Source organism: Rhizobium oryzihabitans, from assembly GCF_010669145.1.
Lineage (GTDB): Bacteria > Pseudomonadota > Alphaproteobacteria > Rhizobiales > Rhizobiaceae > Agrobacterium > Agrobacterium oryzihabitans.
The window spans coordinates 1,996,430-2,021,769 of sequence record NZ_CP048632.1 but is presented as its reverse complement, the minus strand read 5'-3'; the positions used below and the strand labels follow the sequence as shown (position 1 = coordinate 2,021,769).

The following is a 25,340-nucleotide window of genomic DNA, read 5'->3' as shown; positions in this document are numbered from 1 at the left end:
GTGAGGCGGAACATCTGTTTTTTGACAATCTTTGTTTTATGCTCTCTCCAACAAACACGAAAACAGGGAACTTCCCGAATGATATTGGCACCATTGAAATCCCGCCTCCTCATCGCTCTTGCGGCATCTGCCGTGCTGATACCGGTGGTGGCATCCGCCCAGTCTGCAGATGTCTGGCGAAAGGGGATTTCGACGGTCGGGGAATTGAAGCATCCCGACGGCTTTGAGCATTTCGACTATGTGAACACCAGGGCGCCGAAGGGCGGAACGCTGCGCCTGTCGACGACTGGAACCTTCGATACGCTCAATCCGCTTCTCGCCAAGGGTGAGGCTGCCACGGGTCTTTCCTTGGTTTTCGATACTTTGATGAAATCCACCGAAGAGGAACTCTCTGCTTCCTACGGTCTTCTCGCCGAGGGCGTGAGCTATCCGGACGATATCTCCAAAGCCACGTTCCGGCTGCGGGCAGAGGCCAAATGGGCAGACGGCAAGCCGGTGACGCCGGAGGATGTCGTCTTCAGCTTCGAAAAGGCCAAGGATCTCAGCCCGCAGCTTGCGACCTATTACACCCATGTCACCAAGGCGGAGGTGACGGGTGAAAGGGACATCACCTTCACTTTCGACGAAAAGAACAATCGCGAATTGCCGCAGATCGTCGGGCAATTGCTGATTGTTCCGAAGCACTGGTGGGAAGCCGCCGGTCCGGATGGCAAGCCGCGCAACATTTCACGCGGCACGCTGGAACCAGTGATGGGGTCAGGCCCTTATAAAATCGCATCCCTGTCTGCCGGCTCGACGATGACCTATGAGCGACGCGACGATTATTGGGGCAAGGACATCAATGTGAATGTCGGGCTCAATAACTTCAAAACCATCGCCTACACCTTCTTCTCCGATCAGGATGTTGAATTCCAGGCCTTCAAGTCCGGCACCGTCGATTTCCGGCAGGAAGCCTCTTCCAGCCGCTGGGTAACGGGTTACGATTTCCCGGCCGTCAAGGAAGGCCGTGTCAAGAAAGAGGAATTGCCGAACATCTATCGCTCCGTCGGCATCATGCAGGCCTTCGTGCCGAACATGCGGCGGGAAAAGTTTCAGAGTCCGAAACTGCGCAAGGCGCTCAACTACGCCTTCGATTTCGAGGAGCTGAACCGGACGCTGGCTTACGGCCAGTTCCAGCGCATCAACAGCTTTTTCATGGGCAGCGAGCTGGCTTCTTCCGGCCTGCCGACCGGTCGCGAGCTGGAACTGCTTCAGGAGCTGAAGGACCAGGTTCCGCCAGAGGTCTTCACCACCGAGTACCGCAACCCGGTCGCGGGTGAACCCGCCAAGCAGCGTGACAATCTGCGCGAGGCGGTCAAGCTCATGAAGGAGGCCGGTTACGAGCTGCGCGGCAACCGCATGGTCAATGCGGCGAGCGGGCAACCGCTTGATATGGAGTTTCTGATCGATTCCGCCGGCATGGAAAGAACCATCCTGCCCTATGTCCAGAACCTGAAGAAGATCGGCATCAACGCGACCATCCGCACGGTCGACGCCTCGCAATACACCAACCGCACCCGCAGCTTCGATTATGACGTAATCGTCAAGCTCTGGGCGACCTCGGCCAATCCCGGAAACGAGCAGGCGGATTTCTGGGGTTCGGCGGCAGCCGACCGGCAGGGGTCCAACAATCTCGCCGGCATCAAGAACCCCGCCGTCGATGCTTTGGTCAGAAAGGTCATATTTGCGCCCAACCGGGATGAGCAGGTGGCCGCCGCGCGGGCGCTCGACCGGGTGCTTCTGGCAAACAGCTATGTCATACCGCAATTTTACCGCGGCGAGATGTTCATCGCTTACTGGAACACGCTCATCCGTCCGGAAAACCTGCCGCAATATGGTGTCGGTTTTCCGGAAGCATGGTGGTCCAGCCAGGCGGCGAACTGACGCCACCCTTGCTTTCGCGCCGAAGGCTTGATTCACATAGGGCGAGACGAATCGCTCAAAGCGCGCAGGCAAGCGCTTTCAGGAAAGGACCGGGTTTGACAGAAACGAAGACCGCTGACGTATCGGCCGGGAGCAAGGGCTGATGGGCGCCTATATCCTCAGACGTCTGGCGCTGATGATCCCGACCATCATCGGCATTATGGGCATTTCGTTTCTCGTCATCCAGTTCGCGCCGGGCGGGCCGGTGGAACAGGTCGTGGCCCAGCTGACAGGGCAGGGCGACAGTGCGTCTGACCGGCTCTCTGGCGGCGGCGATCTTATGGGACAGTCGGGTGGTTTCGATGAAAGCGGCTCGAAATATCGCGGCGCTCAGGGTCTCGATCCTGAGCTGATCGCCAAGCTTGAGAAACAATTCGGTTTCGACAAGCCGCCTTTGACCCGCTTTCTCGAAATGATGTGGAATTATATCCGCTTTGATTTCGGCGACAGCTTCTTCCGCAATTCCTCGGTGATCGATCTCATCATCGACAAGCTGCCGGTTTCGGCGTCGCTCGGTTTCTGGATTTTGATCATTTCCTACATCATCTCCATTCCGCTCGGCATCAAGAAAGCCGTTTCCGACGGCTCGACCTTTGATATCTGGACATCCGGCATCATCATCATCGGTTATGCCGTGCCGAGCTTCCTGTTCGGCATTCTTCTCATCGTTCTCTTCGCTGGCGGATCGTTCTTCGACTGGTTCCCGCTGCGCGGTCTTGTGTCCGACAATTTTGCCGATCTGAACTGGTGGCAGAAGATCATCGACTATTTCTGGCACCTGACCCTGCCGCTCATCGCGCTCTCGCTTTCGGCTTTCGCAACGACGACGCTTTTGACGAAGAATTCCTTCATCGATGAGATCAAGAAGCAATATGTCATCACTGCCCGCGCCAAGGGTCTTACTGAGCGCAAGGTGCTGTATGGCCATGTCTTCCGCAACGCGATGCTTATCGTGATCGCCGGTTTCCCGGGCGCCTTCATCTCGGCCTTCTTCACCGGGTCGCTGCTGATCGAGAATATCTTCTCGCTGGATGGCCTTGGCCGCCTCGGTTACCTCTCGGTTGTCAATCGTGACTATCCGATCGTGTTCGGCACGCTCTTCATCTTCTCGCTGATGGGCCTCGTGGTCAGCCTCCTATCCGACCTCATCTACACATGGATCGATCCGCGCATCGATTTCGAGCGGAGGGACGTGTGATGACGCTCGCCCATACCGCCGCAACGGAAACAATGGTAAAGCCGAAGCGCCCATGGTTTTCGCCGACCACCAAGCGCCGCTGGCAGAATTTCAAGGCAAACCGGCGCGGTTACTGGTCGTTCTGGCTGTTCCTGATCCTGTTTTTCCTGAGCCTGATTGCAGAATTCATCGCCAATGACAAACCCATTTTCGCTTCCTACAAGGGCGAATTTCTGGTGCCGGTCATGGTCGATTATCCAGAGGAAAAATTCGGCGGCTTTCTTGCCCAGACCGACTACAAATCCTCCTTCATTCAGGACGAGATCAACGCCAATGGCTGGATGATCTGGCCGCCGATCCGTTATTCCTACCAGACGGTCAATTCCAATATTCCGCATTCCGCGCCGACTGCGCCTTTCTGGCTGATGGATGAAAAAGACCGCTGCTCCGCCTACCCGCAGGGCAATGCCGATCCCGGCTGCACGCTCGGCAATCTCAACTGGCTCGGAACCGACAATCAGGCACGCGATGTCACGGCGCGGATGATCTATGGTTTCCGTATCTCCGTTCTGTTCGGCCTGACGCTGACGATCGCGTCGGCTCTCGTCGGGGTGACTGCGGGCGCAATCCAGGGCTATTTCGGCGGCTGGACAGACCTTTTGTTGCAGCGTTTTATCGAAATCTGGTCGTCCATGCCGGTGCTTTACATCCTCCTCATCATCGCAGCCATTCTGCCGCCGGGCTTCTTCGTTCTGCTCGGCATCATGCTGCTGTTCTCATGGGTCGGCTTCGTCGGCATCGTGCGGGCGGAATTCCTGCGCGCCAGAAACTTCGAATACGTCCGTGCCGCCCGCGCCCTTGGCGTCGGCAACTGGACGATCATGTTCCGGCACCTCCTGCCCAACGCCATGGTGGCAACGCTGACTTTCCTTCCGTTCATCCTTTCCGGTTCGATCACCACCTTGACCTCGCTCGATTTCCTCGGCTTCGGCATGCCACCGGGCTCGCCGTCGCTGGGCGAGATGATCGCGCAGGGCAAGAACAATCTTCAGGCGCCCTGGCTTGGCCTCACGGCCTTCTTCACCATGTCCATCATGCTGTCTTTGCTGATCTTCGTCGGCGAGGCGGTGCGAGACGCCTTCGACCCACGCAAGACGTTCCGGTGATCGCCATGATGGAAACCAAGACCCAGCCGCTTCTCTCCGTCCGGGATCTCTCCGTCGCCTTCCATCAGGGCGGCGCGACCAGCGTCGCCGTCGATCAGGTCTCCTTCGATCTGATGCCGGGCGAGGTCGTCGCCCTTGTCGGGGAATCGGGCTCCGGCAAATCGGTGACGGCGAACTCGATCCTCAAATTGCTGCCCTATCCGGCGGCGAGCCATCCTTCGGGCAAAATCCTGTTCGACGGCAAGGATATGCTGACCCTGCCGGAACGCGCTCTGCGCGCCGTTCGCGGCAACGACATCACCATGATTTTCCAGGAGCCGATGACGTCGCTCAACCCGCTCCACACCATCGAGCGGCAGATCGGCGAAATCCTCGAGCTGCATCAGGCGATCACCGGCGCGGAGGCGCGGGCGCGCACTTTGGAACTGTTGCTGCAGGTGGGTATCCGCGAGCCGGAAAAGCGCCTGAAGGCCTATCCGCATGAATTGTCCGGCGGCCAGCGGCAGCGCGTGATGATCGCCATGGCGCTCGCCAACCGGCCAAAACTGCTGATCGCCGATGAGCCGACGACCGCGCTGGATGTGACCGTTCAGGCGCAGATCCTCGAGCTGTTGAGTGATCTCAAGACCCGTCACGGCATGTCCATGCTGTTCATCACCCACGACCTCGGCATCGTGCGCAAGTTTGCCGATCGTGTCTGCGTCATGACCAAGGGCAAGATCGTCGAGACAGGCACAGTGGAACAGGTGTTTACCGATCCGCAACACGCCTATACGCGCCATCTTCTGGCAGCCGAACCCAAGGGCGAGCCGCCGCTTTCCGACACCAGCAAACCCGTGGTCTTGCAGGGCGACGACATAAAGGTCTGGTTCCCGATCAAGGCGGGGCTGATGCGCAGGGTGGTGGACCATGTGAAGGCGGTCGACGGTATCGATATCACACTGCGCGCCGGACAGACGGTTGGCGTGGTGGGCGAATCCGGCTCCGGCAAGACGACGCTCGGTCTCGCCCTTTCGCGGCTGATCGCCTCTGAGGGACGTATCAGCTTCATCGGCCAGTCAATCGACAGCTATTCCTATGAGATGATGAAGCCGCTCAGAAACCGGCTTCAGGTGGTGTTTCAGGACCCTTACGGTTCGCTCAGCCCGCGCATGTCTGTGGGCGAAATCGTCGCCGAGGGCTTGAAGGTGCATGAGCGCTCGCTTTCCGCCGATGAGCGCGATACCCGTGTCGCCCAGGCATTGGACGAGGTTGGCCTCGACCCGGCAACGCGCTGGCGGTATCCGCATGAATTTTCCGGCGGCCAGCGCCAGCGTATCGCCATTGCCCGCGCCATGGTGTTGAAACCCCGTTTCGTCATGCTGGACGAGCCGACATCGGCGCTCGACATGAGCGTGCAGGCGCAGGTGGTCGATCTGTTGCGCGATCTTCAGGCCAAGCATGAGCTCGCCTATCTCTTCATCAGCCACGACCTGAAGGTGGTGAAGGCGCTTGCAAACGACGTGATTGTCATGCGCAACGGCAAGGTGGTGGAGAGCGGCCCGGCAGCGGAGATATTCGCTGATCCGCAACAGGAATATACCAGGGCTCTCCTGGCGGCAGCCTTCAATATCGAGGCCGTTGAGACAAAAGCGGTGAGCCAGTAGGCGTATCGCTGTTTCTATTAAGGCGATGATTTTTCTGTTGCTTTGCGCAAAATGCCGACCCATGTTGCGGGGACGAGATACGCAAACGGATTGAATGCCATGGCAGCGGATGTGATCGTTTTAGGGGCGGGGATCATCGGGGTCTCCGTCGCTTTGCAACTGGCCCGCAGGGGTAAATCGGTCGTACTGGTGGACCGGCGGGGCCCGGGTGAGGAAACCTCCTTCGGCAATGCCGGACTGATCCAGAGAGAGGGTGTCGTCCCTTACGCCTTTCCGCAGGAGGTCAGCCGGCTGCTGCGCTATTCCCTGAACAACAGCATCGATGCCCGTTATCATCTCTCGGCTTTGCCGAAGATCGCGCCTTTTCTTGGCCGCTACTGGTATAATTCTGCCGCCACGCGCCACGCAGCAATTGCCCGCGCCTATGCGCCACTGATCGAGCATTCGGTCTCCGAACACGGCATTCTTATCGATGAAGCCAAGGCCGGCGATCTGATCGTGAAAAACGGCTGGATGGAGGCCTATAGGACCGCCGAAAGGCGGGATGCAGACTTTGCTTTCGCCGAACGTCTGGCGCGCGACCACGGCATCTCCCACACGAAACTCGATGAGACGGAACTCGCCGCGGCGGAACCGCATCTCAGCCGGGATTTCGTCGGCGGCCTGAAATGGGACGATCCGTGGTCGGTGCGCGACCCGCATGCGCTGACGCTCGCCTATGTCAAACTCTTCGAAAGTCTTGGCGGAACCTTTGTGCGGGGCGATGCATCCACGCTCAGCCAGACGACAAGTGGTTGGACGGTACGTACCGAAACCGGCGCGGTGGAGGCTGAACATGCCGTTGTCGCACTGGGCCCCTGGGCGGATACGGTGACGGAAAGGCTCGGTTATCGCTTTCCGCTCGGCGTCAAACGCGGCTATCACATGCATTATGCGCCGCAGGAGGGAACGAAGCTTAACAACTGGCTGATCGATGCCGAGCGCGGTTACTTCCTCGCGCCAATGCGCAAAGGCATCCGCCTGACGACCGGCGCGGAATTCGCCGAACGCGATGCGCCGAAATCCCCCGTGCAGATCGAGCGGGCGGAACGGGTCGCCCGTACGGTCTTTCCCCTTGGCGGCAGGCTGGATGCGGAACCCTGGATGGGCGCGCGCCCCTGCACGCCGGATATGATGCCGATCATCGGCAAGGCACCGCGCCACAGGACCCTATGGTTTGCCTTCGGTCATGCCCATCACGGCCTCACACTCGGGCCCATCACCGGCCGTGTGCTGGCGGAAACCATGCTGGGAGAAACGCCTGTTATCGCGATTGATGCCTATCGCCCGGAAAGGTTCAATCCCTGATAGCCGAATCCGCTGGCCTTCCTGCAGCGGGCCACGTAACATGGGCTTATCCAAGGGGAAAAGGGCAAGCGTCATCATGACGGCGAGGTTTCTCATCTATCAGCAGCAGGACGATTTTCGTTAGCGAAGCGCTTCCGCGCGCGAAACAGAAGAGAAACGGCCTGCTGGTGCATGATGGATGATATTGAAAAAGCAAAGAAATTTTTCGACGATAACCCCGATATCGAAATTCTCGAAGCCTTTGTCATAGATGCGAACGGCGTGCCGCGCGGCAAATGGATTCCGCGCGAAAGGGCGATCGACGTTCTTGAAAAGGGAATGGCGATCCCGCGTTCGGTCTATGCGCTGGATATCTGGGGCCGCGATGTACACGCCGCAGGCCTTGCTGAAGGTACGGGCGATCCGGACGGGTTCTGCTTTCCTGTTCCCGGCACCCTGTCGCGGGTGACATGGCTTGGCCGACCGACCGCGCAAGTCCTGCTCGCGATGAAAAATCCGGACGGAACAGGGTTTTATGGCGATCCGCGCAATGTCTTGGCACGGGTGCTGGAAGCCTACAAAAAGGCTGGCCTCACACCGGTTGTGGCGACCGAACTCGAATTTTACCTGATCGACCCGGTTCGCTCTGCGCTTGATCCCGTCCGTCCGCCGCACAGCCGCGAGGGGCGATGGCACACGGGCCAGACACAGGTTCTGTCGATTTCAGAATTGCAGGATTTCGAGGATGTCTTCCATGATATCGCGACCGCCTGCCGGGCGCAGGGCGTTCTTGCCGATACGACGCTGCGGGAAAACGGACCGGGACAATATGAGATCAACCTCAATCACGTGCCGGACGCCTTGCAGGCCGCGGATTTCGCCGTCTTCCTAAAACGTATCGTCAAGGGCGTAGCGCGGCGGCATGAACTCGACGCCACCTTCATGGCCAAGCCCTACGGATTGCAGGCTGGGAACGGCATGCATGTGCATTTCTCGGTTCTCGACAGGGACGGCACCAACATCTACGCCGGGGAAAACGGTCCATCGGATGCGCTAATGCATTCGGTCGGCGGCCTTCTGGAAAACATGGGGGAAAGCATGGCGATCTTCGCGCCCCATGCCAATTCCTACCGCCGCCTGACGCCCAGCGAACATGCGCCCACCTACGCCTCCTGGGGCATCGACAACCGCTCGGCGGCAGTGCGCGTCATCACCGCCAGCAAGGCCGCAACGCGTATCGAACATCGCGTCGCCGGTGCCGACACTAATCCTTATCTCGTCGTGGCGATGATCCTGAGTGCCGCACTCGCCGGCATGAAGGAAAAACGCCAGCCCGGCGGCGCGATTTCCGGTGACAGCCACGCCATCAATCACGAACCCCTGCCCACCAACTGGGATTATGCTTTGCAGCGCTTCACGCGTTCCAGCTTCGCTTATGCGACGCTCGGCCAGCGCTATCGCACGCTGTTTTCCGCCTGCAAACAGCAGGAGCTTTCCGAATTTTCCCTGCGTGTAACCGACGTCGAATATGACGCCTATATCAGGACGGTGTGAGATGGCTGAGGTGACGACTATTCCCAATCCCGGCCACACATCCTCCTGGTACGCGGCCTCCGCCAATGTCAAATCCGTGCGGCCATCGCTTGAAGGTGCACTGGAAGCCGATGTCTGTGTCATCGGCGGCGGGTTTACCGGCATCTCCGCCGCGCTCGAACTGTCTGAGCGCGGTTATTCCGTCATTGTGCTGGAGGGCGTGCGGGTCGGCTTCGGCGCTTCGGGGCGCAATGGCGGCCAGATCGTCAATGGTTACAGCCGCGACCTTGAAACGATCGCCAGCCGTTATGGCCATGACAAAGCGGTGAAACTCGGCGAAATGTCGCTGGAAGGCAGCGCGATCATCCGCAGCCGCATCGCCAAATATGCCATCGATTGCGATCTCGTCGACGGCGGCTTCTTCGCCGCCTTCACGCCGAAACAGATCCGCGAAATGGAGGCCCACAAGGCCCATTGGGAAAAACACGGCCATGGCGGACTTGAAATGGTCGCCAAGGCCGATGTCGGAGCGTATGTGAAGACCGATCGCTATGCCGGCGGCATGATCGACCGCTTCGGTGGCCACATCCACCCGCTTAATCTGGTGCAGGGGGAAGCGGCGGCCGCCGAAAGCCTTGGTGCGCGCATATTCGAAAATTCGAGGGTCATTTCGCTGGAGCAGGGCGTAAACCCTGTCGTGCGCACGGCGACTGGCAGCGTGAGGGCGAAATATGTACTCGTTTGCGGCAACGCCTATCTCGGCAAGCTGCTGCCGGAAATCGGTGACCGCATGATGCCGGTCTCAAGCCAGGTCATGGCGACGGAGCCGCTTGATTCAGGCCTGATCGAGGAACTCCTGCCCGCCAATTATTGCGTCGAAGATGCCAATTACATTCTCGATTATTATCGCCGCACCTCCGACAACCGCCTGCTTTATGGCGGCGGTATCGGTTATGGCGGCAGCGATCCGGCGGATCTGACCGGCGTTATCCGTCCAAATATGCTGAAGACCTTCCCGCAACTGGAAAAGACGAGGATCGACTTTGCCTGGAGCGGCAATTTCGCGCTGACGCTGACGCGCATTCCGCATATGGGAAAATTGTCGGACAATGTCTATTTTTCGCATGGCGACAGCGGCCACGGCGTCACCACAACCCATCTGTTGGGCAAGATATTGGGCGAGGCCGTTGCAGGCCACGCCGAGCGTTTCGATGTCTGGAGTTCCCTGCCGAACTATCCGTTCCCGGGCGGCAAGACGTTCCGCGTGCCGCTGACCGTGCTTGGCGCATGGTGGTACGGCATGCGCGACAGGCTCGGATTTTAAAACGTCACCGCTTTCAGACCGGCAAGTGCGTTTTTCGCAATATCTTCCGGCGTGGCATCGATGCTGACGGTTACGACACCGGGTTCGCCGGTCGGCACTTCCAGCGTGGCAAGCTGGGTCTGGAGCAGCGAGAGCGGCATGAAATGGCCTTTTCGTTCGCCCATGCGCCGGCTGAGAAGCTCCAGGCTGCCGTCCAGATAGACGAAGGCGAGCGAGCCACCGGCGGCTTTGCGAAGTCGGTCACGATAGATTTTCTTGAGCGCCGAGCAGGAAACGACGACACCGTTATTTTCACGGCCCTTGTGCAATTCCGCGCCGATGAGATCGAGCCACGGCCAGCGGTCCTCGTCGGTCAGTGGAATGCCTTCCGACATTTTGTCGACATTGGATTTAGGGTGAAGCTTGTCGCCTTCAATGAAGGCAATACCCAGTTTTTCCGCCAGTTCCTCTGCGACCGTGGACTTGCCAGAGCCGCTCACTCCCATCACGACGATTGCCTGTGTCACCCGAACCTCGAATGTTTCTGTTTCGACGGTCAGCCCCTAACATGTGCGGCGAATGTCGGGAACATAAAAATGATGAGCCTGCATATGTCAGTGCCCGGTTTTGCGAGCTGCCGCCTTTTCCAGAGTGGAAAAGCCAGCGTGGATCAGGATCGCGAGCACGGCGACGATCAACCCGCCTTGAAGGATGAAGGCGAGATTGTTGGATTGCAGGCCGGCAATGATGACTTCCCCCAGCGTTCGCGCGGCGACCGTGGAACCGATGGTCGCCGTCGACAGGCTGATGACGGCCGATAGCCGGATGCCAGCGAGGATCGCCGGAAGGGCAAGGGGTAGCTCCACTTTGACAAGCCTTTGCCAGCCCGTCATGCCGCTGCCTCTGGCGGCATCCATCACGGTTGCGGGCAGGGTGGTAAGTCCAGTCAGCGTATTTTCAAAGACCGGCAAAAGCGCATAGAGAAACAGCGCGATGAGCGTGGGTTTCTCGCCAAAACCGATCATCGGCACCGCAAGCGCCAGAACCGCCACCGGCGGAAAGGTCTGGCCAATGTTGACGATGCTGCGCGATAACGGCAGAAAATCCGCTCCGAAGGGGCGGGTGACGAGAACCGCAAGCGCCCCCGCCACCAGCGTCGCCATCCCCGTCGCGATCCCGACAATGGCGAGATGCGCCAGTGTCAGCGAAAGCAGGTTGGCCTGGGTGTAGATTGCTGGCGCATTGGCCTGCACGAGAGGGCGGAACACCGGCGCGAAGACCTGCGGCGCCGCGAGGAAGACGATCAGCGCCAGCACCAGAAGGCCGGGAACGAAAAACGAGGCGGCATTTTTCATGGGGTTCCGGTGGCACGCTGGAGGAGAACATCGCGCCGCACCCGGCCCGCCGGCTGGCCATCGTCTTTCAGCACCGGCAATGCATCGCGGCCCGCCCATAACATCGCCGACAGGGCGTCGCGCTGGCTGGTGTGCTCGCTCAGCGGTTCGCCATCAGCACTTCCCGGCTCCACGGCGTCTGCAACGGACAGGACGGACAGCAGTTTCAGGGCGCGCTCATTTTCGCCGATCATGGTTCGCACGAAATCCGTCGCCGGCTTCAGCACCAGTTCGGCCGGCGGGCAGTCCTGCACGATGCGGCCCTTGTCCATGACGGCAATACGGTCCGCCAGATGGAAGGCTTCGTCCATATCATGGGTGACGAGAACGATCGTGACGCCGAGCTTCTTCTGAATATCGAGAAGATCGTTCTGGGCCTTGGCGCGGATCACCGGGTCCAGGGCGCCGAAAGGTTCGTCCATCAGGAGAATGTTCGGCTCGGCCGCAAGCGCGCGCGCCACGCCGACGCGCTGTTGCTGGCCGCCGGAAAGCTCATGCGGAAAGCGGTCGGCATAAAGCGCCGGGTCGAGCTGGAAGAGATGCATCAGCGCGTCGATTTTCGCATCGATACGCTTGCGGTCCCAGCCTATGAGCTGCGGAACCGTCGCGATATTCTCCGCCACGGTGCGATGCGGAAACAGCCCATGGCCCTGAATGGCATAGCCAATCTGACGGCGCAGCTTGTAGCCCGGCATGGTGCTCACATCGTCTCCGTCGATGCGGATCGTGCCGGAGGTCGGCTCCACCAGCCGGTTGATCATGCGCAGAAGGGTGGTTTTTCCCGACCCGGAAGTGCCGACGATGACGGTGACGGTGCGCGGCGCCACGGTCAGGGAGACCTGGTCGACCACGGCTGCATCGCCATATCGTTTCGTGATGGTGTCGATCTCGATCATGCTTTTTGCCTTCCGCCTGCGCTGAAGAGATTGCTGTCGATAAGGGCGTCGAGCGTAATCGCGGCGGCGAAGCCGAGTAGAACGGTCGGCACGGTGCCGAGCAGCACGAGGTCCATCGCGGTCTGTCCGATGCCCTGAAACACGAAAACGCCAAATCCACCGCCGCCGATCAGTGCTGCGATGGTCGCAAGACCGATATTCTGCACCAGGACAATGCGAATGCCGGTGAGAATGACCGGCATGGCCAGCGGAAATTCAACCCGCAACAGCCTTTGCAGCGGCGTCATGCCAAGCCCGCGCGCGGCTTCCCGCACGGCCTGCGAGACGCCGGAAAGACCGACAACCGTATTGGAAACGACAGGCAGCAGCGAATAGAGAAACAGCGCCACGAAGGCGGGGGCCATGCCGATGCCCGCGATGCCGATCTTCGCCGCGCCCGGCACATTGGCTGCCATCCATCCGAGCGGTGCAATCAGAAGACCGAAAAGGGCGATGGAGGGAATGGTCTGGACGATGTTGAGAGCGTTCAGCACACCGGGGCGCAAGCGCTCGACCTTGTAACAGAGAATGCCGAGCGGGATACCGGCCACGGTCGCCGCGACCAGAGAGCCGATGGCAAGCTCTACATGCCGCAGGGCTTCGGTCCAGAAAATATCGGCCCGGCCGGTATATTCCTTGATGATGGAGAGGTTATTCCAGAGGCCGCTTGTCAGCACCGCCGCAAGCGTCGCCATTGCCGCCAGCAACAGCAAAATCCGCACGGCCGGTTTCGGCTGGAGACGTGCAATGCAATCGGTTGCGAGCAGGGCAAGTGCGGCAAACATCAACCAGAAACCGCTGGCGGGCGAAACGCGGGCAAAACTGTTGCCTTCAGGCGTCAACGCGGAGGCCGCCTGCCCGACGAAGATCGCCAACGACGCAAGGCCAACCAACGCGGCTGCGAGTTTCAGGCGCGCTGGAAAGCGGAAAAAGGCGATGAAAGCGGCGACAAGAATGATGGCGGCGAGAAGGATTGCAGCAGAAACCGGAAGGGCTTCGAAGATCGTCCGCGTTTCGCCCTGAATGATCCGGTTGGCGCGGAATGTCATGAAGGGAGACGCAAAAAGCGCGTAGAGAAGCAGGCACGAAATCAACACGCCCACCTTGTCAGGCCATTTCGTCAAATTCCGCTCCCCCGGATCATAGGTTCGAGCGGGATGGCAAAAACCGCATATGGTTTCCGCTATCCCGCCCCAGCGTTTCACAGGTGATTATTTGAGGAAACCGTTCTTCGTCAGGAAGTCGGTCGCAACTGCCTTGGCCTGCTCACCACCCACCTGCACACGGGCGTTCAGCTCCTGCAGGGTCGCCAGATCCAGCTTTTCGAAAACGGGTTTCAGCAATGCCTCGATATTGGGGTTCTTTTTCAGAACCTCTTCGCGGATGATCGGCGCGGGCTGGTAGACGGGCTGCACATGCTTGTCATCCTCAAGCACCACCAGCCCGGAGGGGCAATGCCGCCATCGGTGCCATAGACCATGGCCGCATTGGCATTGTTCGTCTGGTTGGCGGCAGCCGCGATGGTGGCGGCGGTATCGCCGCCCGAAAGCGTGATCAGCTGGTCCGGTTTCATGGTGAAGCCGTAGGTGGTCTGAAACGCAGGCAGGGCGGCGGCGGAGTTGACGAATTCCGAGGATGCGGCGAGAACCACCTCACCGCCACCGGCAATGTATTTGCCGAAATCTGAAAGCGTCTTCAGATTGTTCTTGTCGGCGACATCCTTGCGCAGCGCAATCGCCCAGGTGTTGTTTGCGGGCGATGGTGTCAGCCAGACGATCTTGTTGGCGTCATAATCGAGTGTCTTGGCTTCCTGATAAGCCTTGGCGGCATCCTTCCAGAGCGGATCGTCCGCCTTGGAGAAAAAGAAGGCGGCGTTGCCGGTATATTCCGGATAGATGTCGATCTCGCCCGCCGTGATCGCCTTTCTGACAACCGGTGTGGCTCCGAGCTGGATGCGGTCCGTTGTCTCGATATTGTTCTTGTTCAGGACGGCGAGGATGATGTTGCCGAGAACGCCACCCTCCGTGTCGATTTTCGACGATACCACCACCTGTGCCTGAGCGATGGAACCATAAAGTGCAAGCGCCAGTCCGGCGCCCGTCAACATCATCAAGCGTTTCATGAAAATTCCTCCGGTGGGTCAGCCTGTCGAACACGCGAAAAATCGTCGCCGCAATTGCGGAGAAACAAGAACGGCCGGGAGAACAAATGGTTGCAACGCCATTGGCGTTTTTTGCGTGAATGCGAGGGCGCTGGTCCCGCTTAGGGTTTGTCGTCCCGCTTGCGAGCATCCTTGCCCATGACGAGCGGCATGAGAACCGACAGGAACAGAAGTCTGAGAACGTGATGCGAGCCGACATAGGCGGTATCGGCGTGCATCATCACGGCCATGGCCGCCATGGTTTCAAGGCCGCCCGGCGAATAGGCGATCATGACGGCATTGAGCGGAACGCCGGTGATGCCCGAAATCATCCAGGCGATACTTCCGGCGATCACCATCACGGCGATGGTGACGACGAAACCCGCCAGAAACCCTTTCCGCACGTCCATCAAGGATACATTCGAAAAGCGCGTGCCGATGAGACAGCCGATCAGCACATAGACCGGCAGGCTGAGCCAGGTCGGAACGCCACCCTCGGTGAGGCCGGTAATATGGGTGCCGATGGAAACGGCAACGCCGCCGAGTAGCAGGGCTGCGGGAAATTTCCATCGCAGGAAGAGCCACCCCATCGCAAGAGACGCGCCGATGGTCAGCCCAAGTGTGAATAGGCCCATCGGCGGGTTGACGATGAGCGGCTCCGTGCTGACGAGGTCGAAATATTCGACGATCAGCGGCACGGAAAGGGTTAGCGCCAACACCCGCACGCTTTGCACGATGCTGACGGTCGCAAGATCGCTTTTTGTCTCGGCGCCAAGACTGATGATGTAGCTGAGGTGTCCGGGCGAAGCGCCGAGCATCGCCGTCGTGCGGTCGTATCCGAAACCGTAATGCAGGATCCAGTAGGCGACATAAAGCATGATGACGACGGCGACGAGCACGACGACGAAGCTCAGGGGCCACGTTTTTGCGGCATCGATGACCGAAGGCGTCACGCTCGTTCCCATCGAAATGCCGACGACGACGAAACAGGCATTGCGGATGAAGGCGGGAATTCCGAGCCTCACGCCGGCCAGTCCCGTGATCGTCACGGCGAGTGCCGGGCCGGAAAGAAAGGGAGCTGGGATATTGAGGAGGCTGGCGATGAGCGCACCCATGCTGCCGACAAGCGCGGTAAGCGCAAATGTATGGAATTCAGGCTTGATGATCATTGCGACGCTGATTGGTTGCTTCAAAAAAGCTCGCGACCAAATGCGCCGCTTCGTCTTGCGACGTCAACACGCGGGATAAAAAATATTATATTTCATGCGCGTTTTATAAAAGAAAAGCCCGTGGCCTTTGGACACGGGCTATGGCGATTGCCGATTGGGCAATGGGACGATCAGGCGGCCGGAAGAGCGGCAACCTTCGGCATTTCCGTATCGATCCCGAGCAGGAAGTTGATCTGCGGCCGGGCCTTGACGAGATCGTCGATGGAATATTCCGTCAGAACATCGAAGAACGCATTGAGCGCCTTGCGAAGCGCGGAGTTCAGCCCGCAGCTGTCCACAAGCGGACATTCGACAGCGCCGTCCTCGAAGCATTCCGCCATGGCGAAGCTGTCTTCGGTAACCTTCACCACGTCGAACAGGCTGATCTTCTCGGCAGGCTTGCCAAGCCGTACACCGCCGTTGCGGCCACGCACGGTTTCCACGAGGCCAGCCTTGTTGAGCGGCTGCAGGATTTTGAAAAGGAACAGCTCGGACACGCCATAAGCCCTGGCAATCTCCGGAATGCGGCTCAGCTTGCCTTCATTCGCGGCGCAATACATCAACATGCGAACGGCATAGTTGGTCTGTTTGGTCAAACGCATGCTGGTCTCCTAACTCTCAATGTGGAGTTATATAGTCTCTTTTTCAGTTTAGAACAATTCCAGAAACTGAAAAAACTCGAACCCATCGGATATTTCTCGAACGACCTTGTTGACCGCCCCGATGATTCATGAACAAACAAGTCAAGAATCTGAATGTAATGGAGGCATTCGTAATGGCAAGCTTGAAATCGTGTTTTTCCGCTGCCGTTGTTTCGGGACTGACAATGGTTTTGGCTGCGCCTGCCGCTTTTGCGGATGGCGAGGTGAACGTCTATTCGTACCGGCAGCCTGAGTTGATCCAGCCGCTGCTCGATGCCTTCACGAAAGAAACGGGCATAGAGGCAAACGTTCTTTTCCTCGACAAAGGTCTGGTGGAACGTATTCAGGCCGAGGGCGTCAATTCGCCGGCCGATATCCTGCTGACCGTTGATATCGCCCGTCTCGTCGAGGCGAAAGAAGGCGGCGTCACGCAGCCGGTGCTGAACGATCCCATCATTGAAAAAGATATTCCGGCTAACCTTCGTGACCCTCAAGGGGAGTGGTTCGGTCTGACGACGCGCGGCCGGGTGGTTTATGCCTCGAAGGAGCGGGTGACCCAGAAGGACATCACCTATGAGGAGCTTGCCGAACCGAAATGGAAGGGCAAGATCTGCATTCGCGACGGCCAGCATTCCTACAATATCGCGCTGATCGCCTCGATGATCGCCCATCATGGTGTCGATTATACGCGCACATGGCTGACCGGCCTGAAGAACAACCTGGCGCGCAAGCCTGACGGAACCGACCGCAGCCAGGCAAAATCGATCTTTTCCGGCGAGTGCGATATTGCGCTCGGTAACACCTATTATGTCGGCCTGATGCTGACCAACGACCGCGAGCCGGAAGAAAAGGAATGGGCGGGATCGGTGCGGGTGATCTTTCCCAATGCGGATGACCGTGGCACACATGTGAATATTTCCGGCATGGCGCTTACGAAATACGCACCCAACAGGGACAATGCGCTGAAGCTTATGGAATTCCTCGCATCGCGCGAAGCACAGGAAATCTACGCCAAGCAGGTCTTCGAATATCCGGTCCTGCCCGGCGCGGAGCCTTCCGATGTGGTGAAGGGCTTCGGCCCCATTAATCCGGACAAGCTGCCGCTGACGGATATCGCCGCCCATCGCAAACAGGCATCCGAGCTGGTGGATCAGGTCGGTTTCAACGACGGCCCAACCAATTGATGTCGCTGCCAATGCCCGCGATCGGTTGTGCGTTGGGCTACCGGCGGATCAATTACCCGCCGGCTTTTCGTCCAGAGACGCATTGTAGTCGAGGATAGCCTTGCGCCTCTCCGGCGTTCCGGGATGGGTGGACACGATGCTGGTGCCGCCCTTGTCGCCCAGCTTGTCCTCAAGCAGTGCAAAGAAACGTTCGATTGCGGTGGGATCCAGCCCGGCCTTGCGCATCAGTTCCACGGAGCGCTGGTCGGCCTGACGTTCGGCATCGCGCGAATGCGACAAAGCCAGAAGACCGCCGCCCTGGGTGAGAATGTCTTCCATTGCCGAACCGACATCGCCGGCAATCAGCATGACGAGACCGGCGACCCCGGCAGCGCGGTAGAGTTGCCGCAGGCTGTGTTCATGTTCGACATGGCCGATTTCATGCGCGAGAACGCCAATGATCATCTGCCTGTCGTCGCCGGCCAGCTCCACCAACTCGTCGGTCAGCACGAGCGTCCCGTCCGGAAGCGCGAAAGCGTTGGGGCCGATATAACCGCCATTGCGAAAATTCAGCTTGTAATCTTCGGGCGAGCCCTTCGCATGGGTGACTATTCTGGCGAAGTCCGAACGGATCGCGTCCTGTTCCGCCTGTGGCAGGGTGCTCGCAGAAAACACCGTTTTGTCGAAGGCCTGCAGCGTGCTGGCCGACATGACCTGCGGCACGATCGGCGGGGTCACGGCAACCGCCACTTCCACCAGCGCCGGAAGCGCCAGTTTGTAGGTGCCGTAGGCCAGAAGAACGGCTGCTGCCGTGATGCCGACCAGCCGCGGGCGAAACTGTTCCATCCAATGCACAAAGCCGGCACGTTTCGTGATGTGCTGGCCAAGCAGCCGGTCCACACCGTCATTGTCGCGCGTTTCGAACAGCGAGCCGTCAGGAAAATGCAGTTCGCGGGGAATGGTCCCGACCCGATGGCTGATCTCGACGGTTTTTATCTCGGCCTGGGTTCTGACGTGGTTGTCCTTCGCGTCGAGCACGAGAAGGACCGTGCCGCCAAGTTTTAACCTGGCGGCGCTCGAAAGGTTGGAGCGAGCGGCATGCCACTCGCCCGAAACGGTTTCTCCGATATCAGAAACCAAATTCGAAACCTTCCATATCCATATATTCGGCGCTGACGGCAGCGCCCGTCGCCTCCATCGAGGAGAGAACCTCGCCCACATCGCCGTTGAAACGGATTGCCGTGCGCTCGACGGTGTAACGCGCTTCGCGAACCGCCGCCCATGGCCGCATCAGGCCAAAGGTGAAAACGGTGACGATCAGGTTGGAGATGACGATCCACAGATATCGGCCGCGATGAAGGTCGCTGCGCAATTCGTGCTTTCCGTCAAGCAGCATGGACGAGATGACGACGTTGCGCACGCCGGTGCGATAGACCACGCCTGCAAGGCCATAGACCAGAAACGCGCCGAAAAGGCCGATATAGAGGGAGGCAAGCGCGGTCACCATGGCAGCCGTCTCATCTTCGAGCATCGCGCTGTTGGCGGCAAAGGCGGCAATGCCGAAAAAGCCGACCACGACGCTGCCGATCACGACCATGATGGCGGGAATGATCCAGACCCGGTAAAGCGCGCCAATCTTGGGATCGGCAGTGAACGGGCGATCACCATAACGCAGATTGCTGAAAATGTATCGGTTCGCCCAGCGGCTGGCCAGAGGCGCCAGAATACCGAAGGAAAAGAGCGCAACGAGGCCGCCGAGCAGAATGGAGACGAAAGCGCCACCGGCTGTGCCGACAAAATCAAAACGCACGTTACGATAGCTCGTCACACGCGCATTGAATCGGATGCTGCGTGTAATGAGCCAGGGAAAGAAGATCATAAGCAGGATCGCCGGCACGAAGACCAGGAACGGGTGGATGAGGCCGACAAGCTGCGAGATGACGATGAAGGCAAAGGCAATAAGCCGGCCCTTGAAGATTTGTCCGCCGGTGGCGTGATAACCGAAAGCGCGGCCGGCGAGTACAGTATTTCCGTTGAAGTAACGCTTGCGGCGCACCTTTGCCCAGGCGGAATAGATGCCGATGGTGATGATCGTCAGAAGAATATTGACGATCCAGATGCCGAAATATTCCTTCGCGTTTCCGGTGAAGGAACCGCGTTCGATCGCGCGCTGATCCGCGCTGACAGAGATGTCACTCATAAATAGTCCCTCATGGCATGCCCCTCTCCGGGCAGATTGAGTTTGCAAGCTTCCCCGTTATTCATCGGTTTGGCAGCGTCCCCACGCCGCATCGGGACTCTTACGCGATAACAGCTTTAAGTGGAATTATTTTGACAGAAGAAAACTTGATTTTTCTGGTTATCTTTTAACCAAAAAGGCCCCGCCGTAAAATTGGCGGGGCCTTCTGCAAGATCGCGGGTTGTTCCGGCTTATTTCATCGTCGGCATGACGAATTCAGCGCCCGACTTGATACCGGATGGCCAGCGCGAGGTGATCGTCTTGGTCTTCGTCCAGAACTTGATCGAATCCGTGCCGTGCTGGTTGAGGTCGCCGAAGCTCGAGGCCTTCCAGCCGCCGAAGGAATGGTAGGCGAGCGGAACCGGGATCGGAACGTTGATGCCGATCATGCCGATGTTGATGCGGCTTGCGAAGTCGCGGGCGGCGTCGCCGTCACGGGTGTAGATCGCAACGCCGTTGCCATATTCATGCTTCATCGGCAGTTCGAGCGCGTCTTCGTAATTCTTGGCGCGAACGACGGAGAGAACCGGTCCGAAGATTTCCGTCTTGTAGATGTCCATATCAGGCGTCACGTGGTCGAACAGGCAGCCGCCGACGAAATAACCGTCTTCATAGCCCTGCAGCTTGAAGTCGCGGCCGTCGACTAGCAGCTTTGCGCCCTGTTCGACGCCGCTGTCGATCAGGCCCCTGACGCGCGTCTGCGCTTCCTTGGTAACCAGCGGGCCCATATCGGCCTTGTCGTCGGTATAGGGACCGATTCTCAGGCTTTCGATCTGCGGGATAAGCTTTTCAACGAGACGGTTCGCCGTCTCTTCGCCAACCGGAACCGCAACGGAAACGGCCATGCAGCGCTCGCCGGCCGAACCGTAACCCGCGCCCATCAATGCGTTCACAGCTTGGTCGAGATCGGCGTCCGGCATGATGATCATGTGGTTCTTCGCGCCGCCGAAGCACTGCGCGCGCTTGCCGTTCATGGCGGCGGTGCCGTAGACGTAGCGGGCGATCGGCGTCGAGCCGACGAAGGACACCGCGCCGATATCCGGATCGGTCAGGATGGCGTCGACAGCGCCCTTGTCGCCGTTGACGACGTTGAGGATACCAGCCGGAAGACCGGCTTCGATCATCAGTTCGGCAAGACGGATCGGCAGCGACGGGTCGCGCTCGGAAGGCTTGAGGATGAAGGCGTTGCCGCAGGCAATCGCCGGCGCAAACATCCACATCGGGATCATGCCGGGGAAGTTGAACGGCGTAATGCCTGCGCCAATGCCGACCGGCTGGCGGATCGAATACATGTCGATGGCCGGGCCGGCACCTTCGGTGAACTCACCCTTCTGCAGATGCGGAATGCCGCAGACGAATTCGCAGACTTCGAGGCCGCGCACGATATCGCCCTTGGAATCCTCGACGGTCTTGCCGTGCTCGCTGGAGAGCAGCACCGCCAGCTCGTTCATGTCGCGGTTCAGAAGTTCGACGAACTTGAAGAAAACGCGGGCGCGGCGCTGCGGGTTGGTGGCGGCCCATTTCGGCTGTGCCGCTTTGGCGCTTTCCACGGCGGCGCGCAGCTCGGCTTCGCTGGCAAGCGCAACGGTCGCCTGAACTTCGCCCGTGGCCGGGTTGTAGACATTCGATGTGCGGCCGCTGGTGCCGGGCACATGCTTGCCGTTAATGAAATGACCGATTTCCTTCATGGGTTTTCCTCCAGAATGTGATGGCGCAGCATTACCTTTCGATTTGCACAAATCAATCGCCTGAAATAAGCATCCATTGTGCAAAAATAGACATAAGGAGGGTGCCGTGAACTGGGATGATGTGCGTTTGTTTCTAAGCGTCGCGCGAAGCGGCCAGTTTCTTTCGGCAGCGAGAAAGCTCGGCGTCAACCATGCCACCCTCAGCCGGCGCATTTCCGCACTGGAAGCGGCCATCGGCACGCAGCTATTTTTGCGAAGCACCAATGGCTGCGAGCTGACGGAAGAAGGCCAGCGCCTTCTTGCCGGGGCCGAACGCATGGAAACCGAAATGCTGAACGCCCAGGCAAATCTTGGCCGCGTCGATACGGCGGTGGCGGGAACGGTGCGTATCGGCGCGCCGGATGGTCTCGGCGTGTCCTTTCTCGCGCCTCGGCTTGGCAGGCTCACGGCACGGTATCCCGATCTGAAGATCCAGCTCGTTCCGGTGCCGCGCTCATTTTCCCTGTCGCAGCGCGAGGCCGATATCGCCATCACCATCGAAAGGCCGGAGCAGGGCAGGCTGATGTTTTCGAAGCTCACCGACTATTCGCTGGGGCTGTACGCATCGGAGGCCTATCTCGCTGAGTACGGAACGCCGGCGGATGTCGACGCACTGAAGCGCCATCGCCGCATCGGTTATGTGGAGGACCTGATCTTCTCGCCCTCGCTGAACTACACCGGCGAGATCATGCGCGACTGGGATGCCGCCTTTGAAATCTCAAGCGCCACCGGCCAGACGGAGGCGGTGCGCTCCGGCGCCGGCATCGGCATCCTGCATAATTACATCGCTGGACAATATCCCGAACTTCTGCGGATCATGCCGCATCTCGGTATCGGCCGGTCCTACTGGACGGCCTATCACGAGTCCGCCCGCCAATTGGTCCGCGTCCGCACGGTGGTCGATTTTCTGCAGGAACTCGTGGCCGAAGAGCGGCGAATCTTCATCTAAAAACGACGTCATCGATCTATTAGTAATATTATTGTGCGAGTCCTCCCGCTCCGGGCTTGACAAGGCAGGGTTGGCTGAACGACCAATGCAGCCATTGGGAGAAATCGGAATCTGACATGTCGAATATGATAAGAAAGCTGTCGCCGACCGGCCTTGGCGTCGCGGTCATGCTGCTTGGAATGCTGCTTTTCGCGTTGAACGACGCCATGGGGAAATGGCTCGTCTCCACCTATAGCCAGGGCCAGGTTATCCTGATCCGAAGTGCTGCGGCCCTTGTCATCCTCGTTCCGATCGTCTGGAGAGCCGGTCTTCCCGGCCTGGTAAAAATCGAGCGGCCATTTCTGCAAGTGGCGCGCGTATTTTTCTCGACCGCCGAGCTTTTCTGTTTCTATTTCGCCGTTGCCAGCCTGCCGCTGGCCGATGTCATGACCTACTGGCTTGCAGCCCCGATTTATGTGGCGGCGCTCTCGCCCTTTCTGCTCGGAGAAAAGGTGGGCTGGCGTCGCTGGACGGCCATCGCCATCGGTTTTGTCGGCGTTCTCATCGCGCTGAAACCAAGCTCGGCGAGCCTCACCTCCGCAGCTCTGTTCTCCATTCTCGGCAGCGCCGCATTTGCCTTCATGATGTTGTCCGGACGCCAGCTGCGCAACACGCCCGATACCGTACTTGCCTTCTGGCAGATCATCGGCGCCGCCCTTGCGGGCATCGTTGCGGTGTTCGTCACGCCGTCCGGCTGGTTGCCGGTTCAGTCCGGTTTCGATCTCGCGTTCCTCGGCCTTCTCGGCGTGGTCGCCATGGCGGCGCACGTGCTCGTCAACCGGGCGCTTAAACTTGCCGATGCCGCAACCGTTGCGCCGTTGCAATATACATTGCTGCTCTGGGCGGTGATTTTCGGCTGGCTGTTCTTCGGTGATATGCCGCAGACGAGTATTGTCGTTGGAGCAGGCCTGATTGTTTTGTCCGGCCTTTATATCTTCTTCCGCGAAAATACGCTCAAACGTCGCCGCGAAACCGCCGAAGGACTGGCTGCGGAGCAGGTTTGATCTTCCTTGTCCGCCCCGGTTACAATCACGGGACTTGACGAAGGCGTGATCTTCAGGGAGTAAGAGAAGGTCCTGCGATAATATGTCTCGCAAGGGCAGAGGAAACAAAGGTGCCGGGCCCCTCTGGCGAGAGTTTTACGGCGCTCTCGCGATGTCGGTACCGCCTGCAAAAATTGGCCGGCGGATTAAAAACTATGAAAAACCTGAATGTGCTTCGCGCGCGTGCTTTCTGCGTGCGGCCCGACGTCCTGCGTCGTTCCGCAATCGCTCTCGTTACCGGAGGTAACCGGACATGAGCGCCGCCCAGAAAACCACGCTGTCCTACTTCAAGTGGGCTTTTATCGTAACCGTCGTCGGTCTGATCCTTGGCGGTTATCTCGGCTGGGAAATGACCGGAACGGTCAGCGGCACAGCGACGATCTTCTTCATTTGTGCGGTGCTTGCCGTGCTGGAAATCTCGCTTTCCTTCGACAACGCCATCGTCAACGCCAATAAGCTCAAGGAGATGACGCCGGTCTGGCAGCATCGCTTCCTGACCTGGGGTATCCTGATTGCCGTTTTCGGCATGCGTATCGTCTTCCCGCTGCTGATCGTGGTCGTCGCCGCCAATGTCGGCCCCTGGACGGCGCTCGTCATGGCCGCCACGGAGCCGGAACGTTATTCCGAGATCATGCGTGACGCCCATCTGCCGATCGCTGCTTTCGGCGGCACCTTTCTGATGATGGTTGGCCTCAACTTCTTCTTCGACCATGAAAAGGATGTGCACTGGGTACGCTGGATCGAGGAAAAGGCTGCGGTCTATTCCTCCGTGAAGGGCATCGAGATCGCCTTCGTGCTGGTTGTCATGCTGGTCTTTTCCCGCATCATCGGCGCAAGCGACAATCCGGAGCTTGGCCCGGTTGCGGCCAACACCTTCTTCCATTCGGCGATCTGGGGTCTTCTGACCTTCCTGCTGGTGGAAGTCGTCGGCGGTATTCTCGACCGTAGCCAGGAAGTGCTGGAAGGCGCTGCAAAAGGCGGCTTCGGTGCGTTTCTTTACCTCGAAGTGCTAGACGCGAGCTTCTCCTTCGATGGCGTTATCGGCGCCTTCGCGCTTACCCAGAACCTGTTCATCATCGCCATCGGCCTCGGTATCGGCGCCATGTATGTGCGTTCGATGACGATCATGCTGGTCGAAAAGGGAACGCTTGCCGAATACCGCTATCTGGAACACGGCGCTTTCTACGCGATCCTTATCCTGTCGGTCATCATGTATGTCCAGACCATGTTCCACATACCGGAGGTCATCACCGGCCTTGGTGGTGCGACCCTGATCGGCATCTCACTCTGGTCTTCGATCCGGCATAACCGGCGCGAGAGCGCCGATGCGGTTGAAGCGGCACGCGGCGCTGAAATCTGATCCGCAATGATCCTTGCCTTCCGCTGTCATGGCGGAAGGCGGTTTTTAGGCACTGAATTTCTGGGTGCCTATTTTTGTTGCTTTGTTATCAGCGCGCAAATTTTACTCAGTCTGGGGCGTGCAAGGTCAGATCGCTGATTCCGGGCGATCCGGAAAGATCTTTCCAAAACTCCACGTCATTTCGGGTTTGACCCGAGGACCCATAACCCGTTGAAATCGTGGATCCTCAGGTCAAGCCCGAGAATGACGCAGGGGAGATTGCAATCTTTTGCGATCGCCCACTTTGCTGCCCTTTGTGCGTCGCAGCAAAACTGGCACGCTTCCTGCATCTCATGTTGCAAGTCCAGAGGGGACATTGAAAGCCCGGAAAACGGGAAAATAAACACCGC

The 25,340-nt window shown here is 59.0% G+C and carries 20 protein-coding genes and 1 pseudogene; 11 read left to right on the top strand and 10 right to left on the bottom strand.

The window, feature by feature from the left end; translation table 11 throughout:
• The first annotated feature begins 78 nt into the window (after positions 1-78).
• The 7 genes from G3A56_RS10570 to G3A56_RS10540 all read left to right on the top strand — a co-directional run bounded on the left by G3A56_RS10570 (position 79) and on the right by G3A56_RS10540 (position 10,134).
• The gene (locus G3A56_RS10570; RefSeq protein WP_082183453.1) at positions 79-1,923 is read left to right on the top strand and encodes an extracellular solute-binding protein; all 1,845 of its coding nucleotides are present in this window, start codon (positions 79-81) and stop codon (positions 1,921-1,923) included.
• 142 nt (positions 1,924-2,065) lie between these two features.
• Entirely contained in the window at positions 2,066-3,160 is a 1,095-nt protein-coding gene (locus G3A56_RS10565; protein WP_003493203.1) for a microcin C ABC transporter permease YejB, read from the top strand.
• 32 nt (positions 3,161-3,192) lie between these two features.
• Complete coding sequence (locus G3A56_RS10560; protein ID WP_409528122.1) at positions 3,193-4,305, top strand: ABC transporter permease; 1,113 nt, start codon at positions 3,193-3,195, stop codon at positions 4,303-4,305.
• A gap of 5 nt (positions 4,306-4,310) precedes the next feature.
• The gene (locus tag G3A56_RS10555; RefSeq protein WP_082184560.1) at positions 4,311-5,951 is read left to right on the top strand and encodes an ABC transporter ATP-binding protein; all 1,641 of its coding nucleotides are present in this window, start codon (positions 4,311-4,313) and stop codon (positions 5,949-5,951) included.
• Between the two features lie 99 nt (positions 5,952-6,050).
• Positions 6,051-7,298 carry an NAD(P)/FAD-dependent oxidoreductase gene (locus G3A56_RS10550; RefSeq protein ID WP_082183456.1) on the top strand — a complete coding sequence of 416 codons (1,248 nt, stop codon included), beginning with the start codon at positions 6,051-6,053 and terminating at the stop codon, positions 7,296-7,298.
• A 171-nt stretch (positions 7,299-7,469) separates the two neighbouring features.
• Positions 7,470-8,831 carry a glutamine synthetase family protein gene (locus G3A56_RS10545; protein WP_164056365.1) on the top strand — a complete coding sequence of 454 codons (1,362 nt, stop codon included), beginning with the start codon at positions 7,470-7,472 and terminating at the stop codon, positions 8,829-8,831.
• 1 nt (position 8,832) lies between these two features.
• A complete protein-coding gene (locus tag G3A56_RS10540; protein ID WP_164056364.1) occupies positions 8,833-10,134 on the top strand; it encodes an NAD(P)/FAD-dependent oxidoreductase in 1,302 nt (433 codons plus the stop codon).
• On the opposite strand, the gene G3A56_RS10535 is transcribed toward G3A56_RS10540, so the two are convergent.
• The 7 genes and pseudogenes from G3A56_RS10535 to rirA form a co-directional block, all read right to left on the bottom strand.
• Complete coding sequence (locus tag G3A56_RS10535; RefSeq protein ID WP_164056659.1) at positions 10,131-10,619, bottom strand: gluconokinase; 489 nt, start codon at positions 10,617-10,619, stop codon at positions 10,131-10,133. The genes G3A56_RS10540 and G3A56_RS10535 overlap by 4 nt on opposite strands.
• A gap of 108 nt (positions 10,620-10,727) precedes the next feature.
• Complete coding sequence (locus G3A56_RS10530) at positions 10,728-11,468, bottom strand: ABC transporter permease (RefSeq protein ID WP_082183459.1); 741 nt, start codon at positions 11,466-11,468, stop codon at positions 10,728-10,730.
• Complete coding sequence (locus G3A56_RS10525; RefSeq protein ID WP_082183466.1) at positions 11,465-12,403, bottom strand: ABC transporter ATP-binding protein; 939 nt, start codon at positions 12,401-12,403, stop codon at positions 11,465-11,467. The genes G3A56_RS10530 and G3A56_RS10525 overlap by 4 nt, the downstream gene beginning before the upstream one ends.
• On the bottom strand, positions 12,400-13,566 hold the full coding sequence (locus G3A56_RS10520) for an ABC transporter permease (RefSeq protein ID WP_164056363.1): 1,167 nt from the start codon (positions 13,564-13,566) through the stop codon (positions 12,400-12,402). The genes G3A56_RS10525 and G3A56_RS10520 overlap by 4 nt, the downstream gene beginning before the upstream one ends.
• Positions 13,567-13,653: 87 nt before the next feature.
• A pseudogene (gene osmF, locus G3A56_RS10515) lies at positions 13,654-14,564 on the bottom strand (glycine betaine ABC transporter substrate-binding protein OsmF).
• Between the two features lie 140 nt (positions 14,565-14,704).
• Entirely contained in the window at positions 14,705-15,751 is a 1,047-nt protein-coding gene (locus G3A56_RS10510) for an AbrB family transcriptional regulator (protein ID WP_082183468.1), read from the bottom strand.
• A gap of 170 nt (positions 15,752-15,921) precedes the next feature.
• A complete protein-coding gene (gene rirA, locus G3A56_RS10505; RefSeq protein ID WP_003493229.1) occupies positions 15,922-16,392 on the bottom strand; it encodes an iron-responsive transcriptional regulator RirA in 471 nt (156 codons plus the stop codon).
• A 173-nt stretch (positions 16,393-16,565) separates the two neighbouring features.
• Here rirA and G3A56_RS10500 point away from each other — a divergent pair, with 173 nt between their 5' ends.
• Positions 16,566-17,615: a Fe(3+) ABC transporter substrate-binding protein gene (locus G3A56_RS10500; protein WP_246230975.1), complete on the top strand. Its 1,050-nt coding sequence runs from the start codon at positions 16,566-16,568 to the stop codon at positions 17,613-17,615.
• Between the two features lie 48 nt (positions 17,616-17,663).
• Here the strand turns inward: G3A56_RS10500 and G3A56_RS10495 are convergent, their stop codons facing one another.
• The 3 genes from G3A56_RS10495 to G3A56_RS10485 all read right to left on the bottom strand — a co-directional run bounded on the left by G3A56_RS10495 (position 17,664) and on the right by G3A56_RS10485 (position 21,521).
• The gene (locus G3A56_RS10495; RefSeq protein ID WP_137067568.1) at positions 17,664-18,734 is read right to left on the bottom strand and encodes a M48 family metallopeptidase; all 1,071 of its coding nucleotides are present in this window, start codon (positions 18,732-18,734) and stop codon (positions 17,664-17,666) included.
• Positions 18,724-19,794: a YjgN family protein gene (locus G3A56_RS10490; RefSeq protein WP_082183470.1), complete on the bottom strand. Its 1,071-nt coding sequence runs from the start codon at positions 19,792-19,794 to the stop codon at positions 18,724-18,726. Before G3A56_RS10490 ends, G3A56_RS10495 begins: the two co-directional genes overlap by 11 nt.
• Before the next feature lie 230 nt (positions 19,795-20,024).
• Positions 20,025-21,521 (bottom strand): CoA-acylating methylmalonate-semialdehyde dehydrogenase, encoded by a 1,497-nt coding sequence (locus tag G3A56_RS10485; RefSeq protein ID WP_082183471.1) that lies wholly within the window; start codon positions 21,519-21,521, stop codon positions 20,025-20,027.
• A gap of 106 nt (positions 21,522-21,627) precedes the next feature.
• Between G3A56_RS10485 and G3A56_RS10480 the strand changes: the two genes are divergently transcribed.
• The 3 genes from G3A56_RS10480 to G3A56_RS10470 all read left to right on the top strand — a co-directional run bounded on the left by G3A56_RS10480 (position 21,628) and on the right by G3A56_RS10470 (position 24,951).
• Positions 21,628-22,509, top strand: a complete 882-nt coding sequence (locus G3A56_RS10480) for a LysR family transcriptional regulator (protein ID WP_082183473.1) — start codon at positions 21,628-21,630, stop codon at positions 22,507-22,509.
• A 116-nt stretch (positions 22,510-22,625) separates the two neighbouring features.
• Positions 22,626-23,552: a DMT family transporter gene (locus tag G3A56_RS10475; protein WP_175414385.1), complete on the top strand. Its 927-nt coding sequence runs from the start codon at positions 22,626-22,628 to the stop codon at positions 23,550-23,552.
• A 292-nt stretch (positions 23,553-23,844) separates the two neighbouring features.
• Positions 23,845-24,951, top strand: coding sequence for a DUF475 domain-containing protein (locus G3A56_RS10470; protein WP_082183474.1), 1,107 nt, complete (start codon positions 23,845-23,847; stop codon positions 24,949-24,951).
• The last annotated feature ends 389 nt before the right edge of the window (positions 24,952-25,340 follow it).

Coding starts and splice junctions, on each gene's coding strand:
- G3A56_RS10570 (WP_082183453.1), top strand. CDS start 79: ATGATATTGGCACCATTGAAATCCCGCCTCCTCATCGCTCTTGCGGCA.
- G3A56_RS10565 (WP_003493203.1), top strand. CDS start 2,066: ATGGGCGCCTATATCCTCAGACGTCTGGCGCTGATGATCCCGACCATC.
- G3A56_RS10560 (WP_409528122.1), top strand. CDS start 3,193: ATGGTAAAGCCGAAGCGCCCATGGTTTTCGCCGACCACCAAGCGCCGC.
- G3A56_RS10555 (WP_082184560.1), top strand. CDS start 4,311: ATGATGGAAACCAAGACCCAGCCGCTTCTCTCCGTCCGGGATCTCTCC.
- G3A56_RS10550 (WP_082183456.1), top strand. CDS start 6,051: ATGGCAGCGGATGTGATCGTTTTAGGGGCGGGGATCATCGGGGTCTCC.
- G3A56_RS10545 (WP_164056365.1), top strand. CDS start 7,470: ATGATGGATGATATTGAAAAAGCAAAGAAATTTTTCGACGATAACCCC.
- G3A56_RS10540 (WP_164056364.1), top strand. CDS start 8,833: ATGGCTGAGGTGACGACTATTCCCAATCCCGGCCACACATCCTCCTGG.
- G3A56_RS10535 (WP_164056659.1), bottom strand. CDS start 10,619: ATGGGAGTGAGCGGCTCTGGCAAGTCCACGGTCGCAGAGGAACTGGCG.
- G3A56_RS10530 (WP_082183459.1), bottom strand. CDS start 11,468: ATGAAAAATGCCGCCTCGTTTTTCGTTCCCGGCCTTCTGGTGCTGGCG.
- G3A56_RS10525 (WP_082183466.1), bottom strand. CDS start 12,403: ATGATCGAGATCGACACCATCACGAAACGATATGGCGATGCAGCCGTG.
- G3A56_RS10510 (WP_082183468.1), bottom strand. CDS start 15,751: ATGATCATCAAGCCTGAATTCCATACATTTGCGCTTACCGCGCTTGTC.
- rirA (WP_003493229.1), bottom strand. CDS start 16,392: ATGCGTTTGACCAAACAGACCAACTATGCCGTTCGCATGTTGATGTAT.
- G3A56_RS10500 (WP_246230975.1), top strand. CDS start 16,566: ATGGCAAGCTTGAAATCGTGTTTTTCCGCTGCCGTTGTTTCGGGACTG.
- G3A56_RS10490 (WP_082183470.1), bottom strand. CDS start 19,794: ATGAGTGACATCTCTGTCAGCGCGGATCAGCGCGCGATCGAACGCGGT.
- G3A56_RS10485 (WP_082183471.1), bottom strand. CDS start 21,521: ATGAAGGAAATCGGTCATTTCATTAACGGCAAGCATGTGCCCGGCACC.
- G3A56_RS10475 (WP_175414385.1), top strand. CDS start 22,626: ATGTCGAATATGATAAGAAAGCTGTCGCCGACCGGCCTTGGCGTCGCG.
- G3A56_RS10470 (WP_082183474.1), top strand. CDS start 23,845: ATGAGCGCCGCCCAGAAAACCACGCTGTCCTACTTCAAGTGGGCTTTT.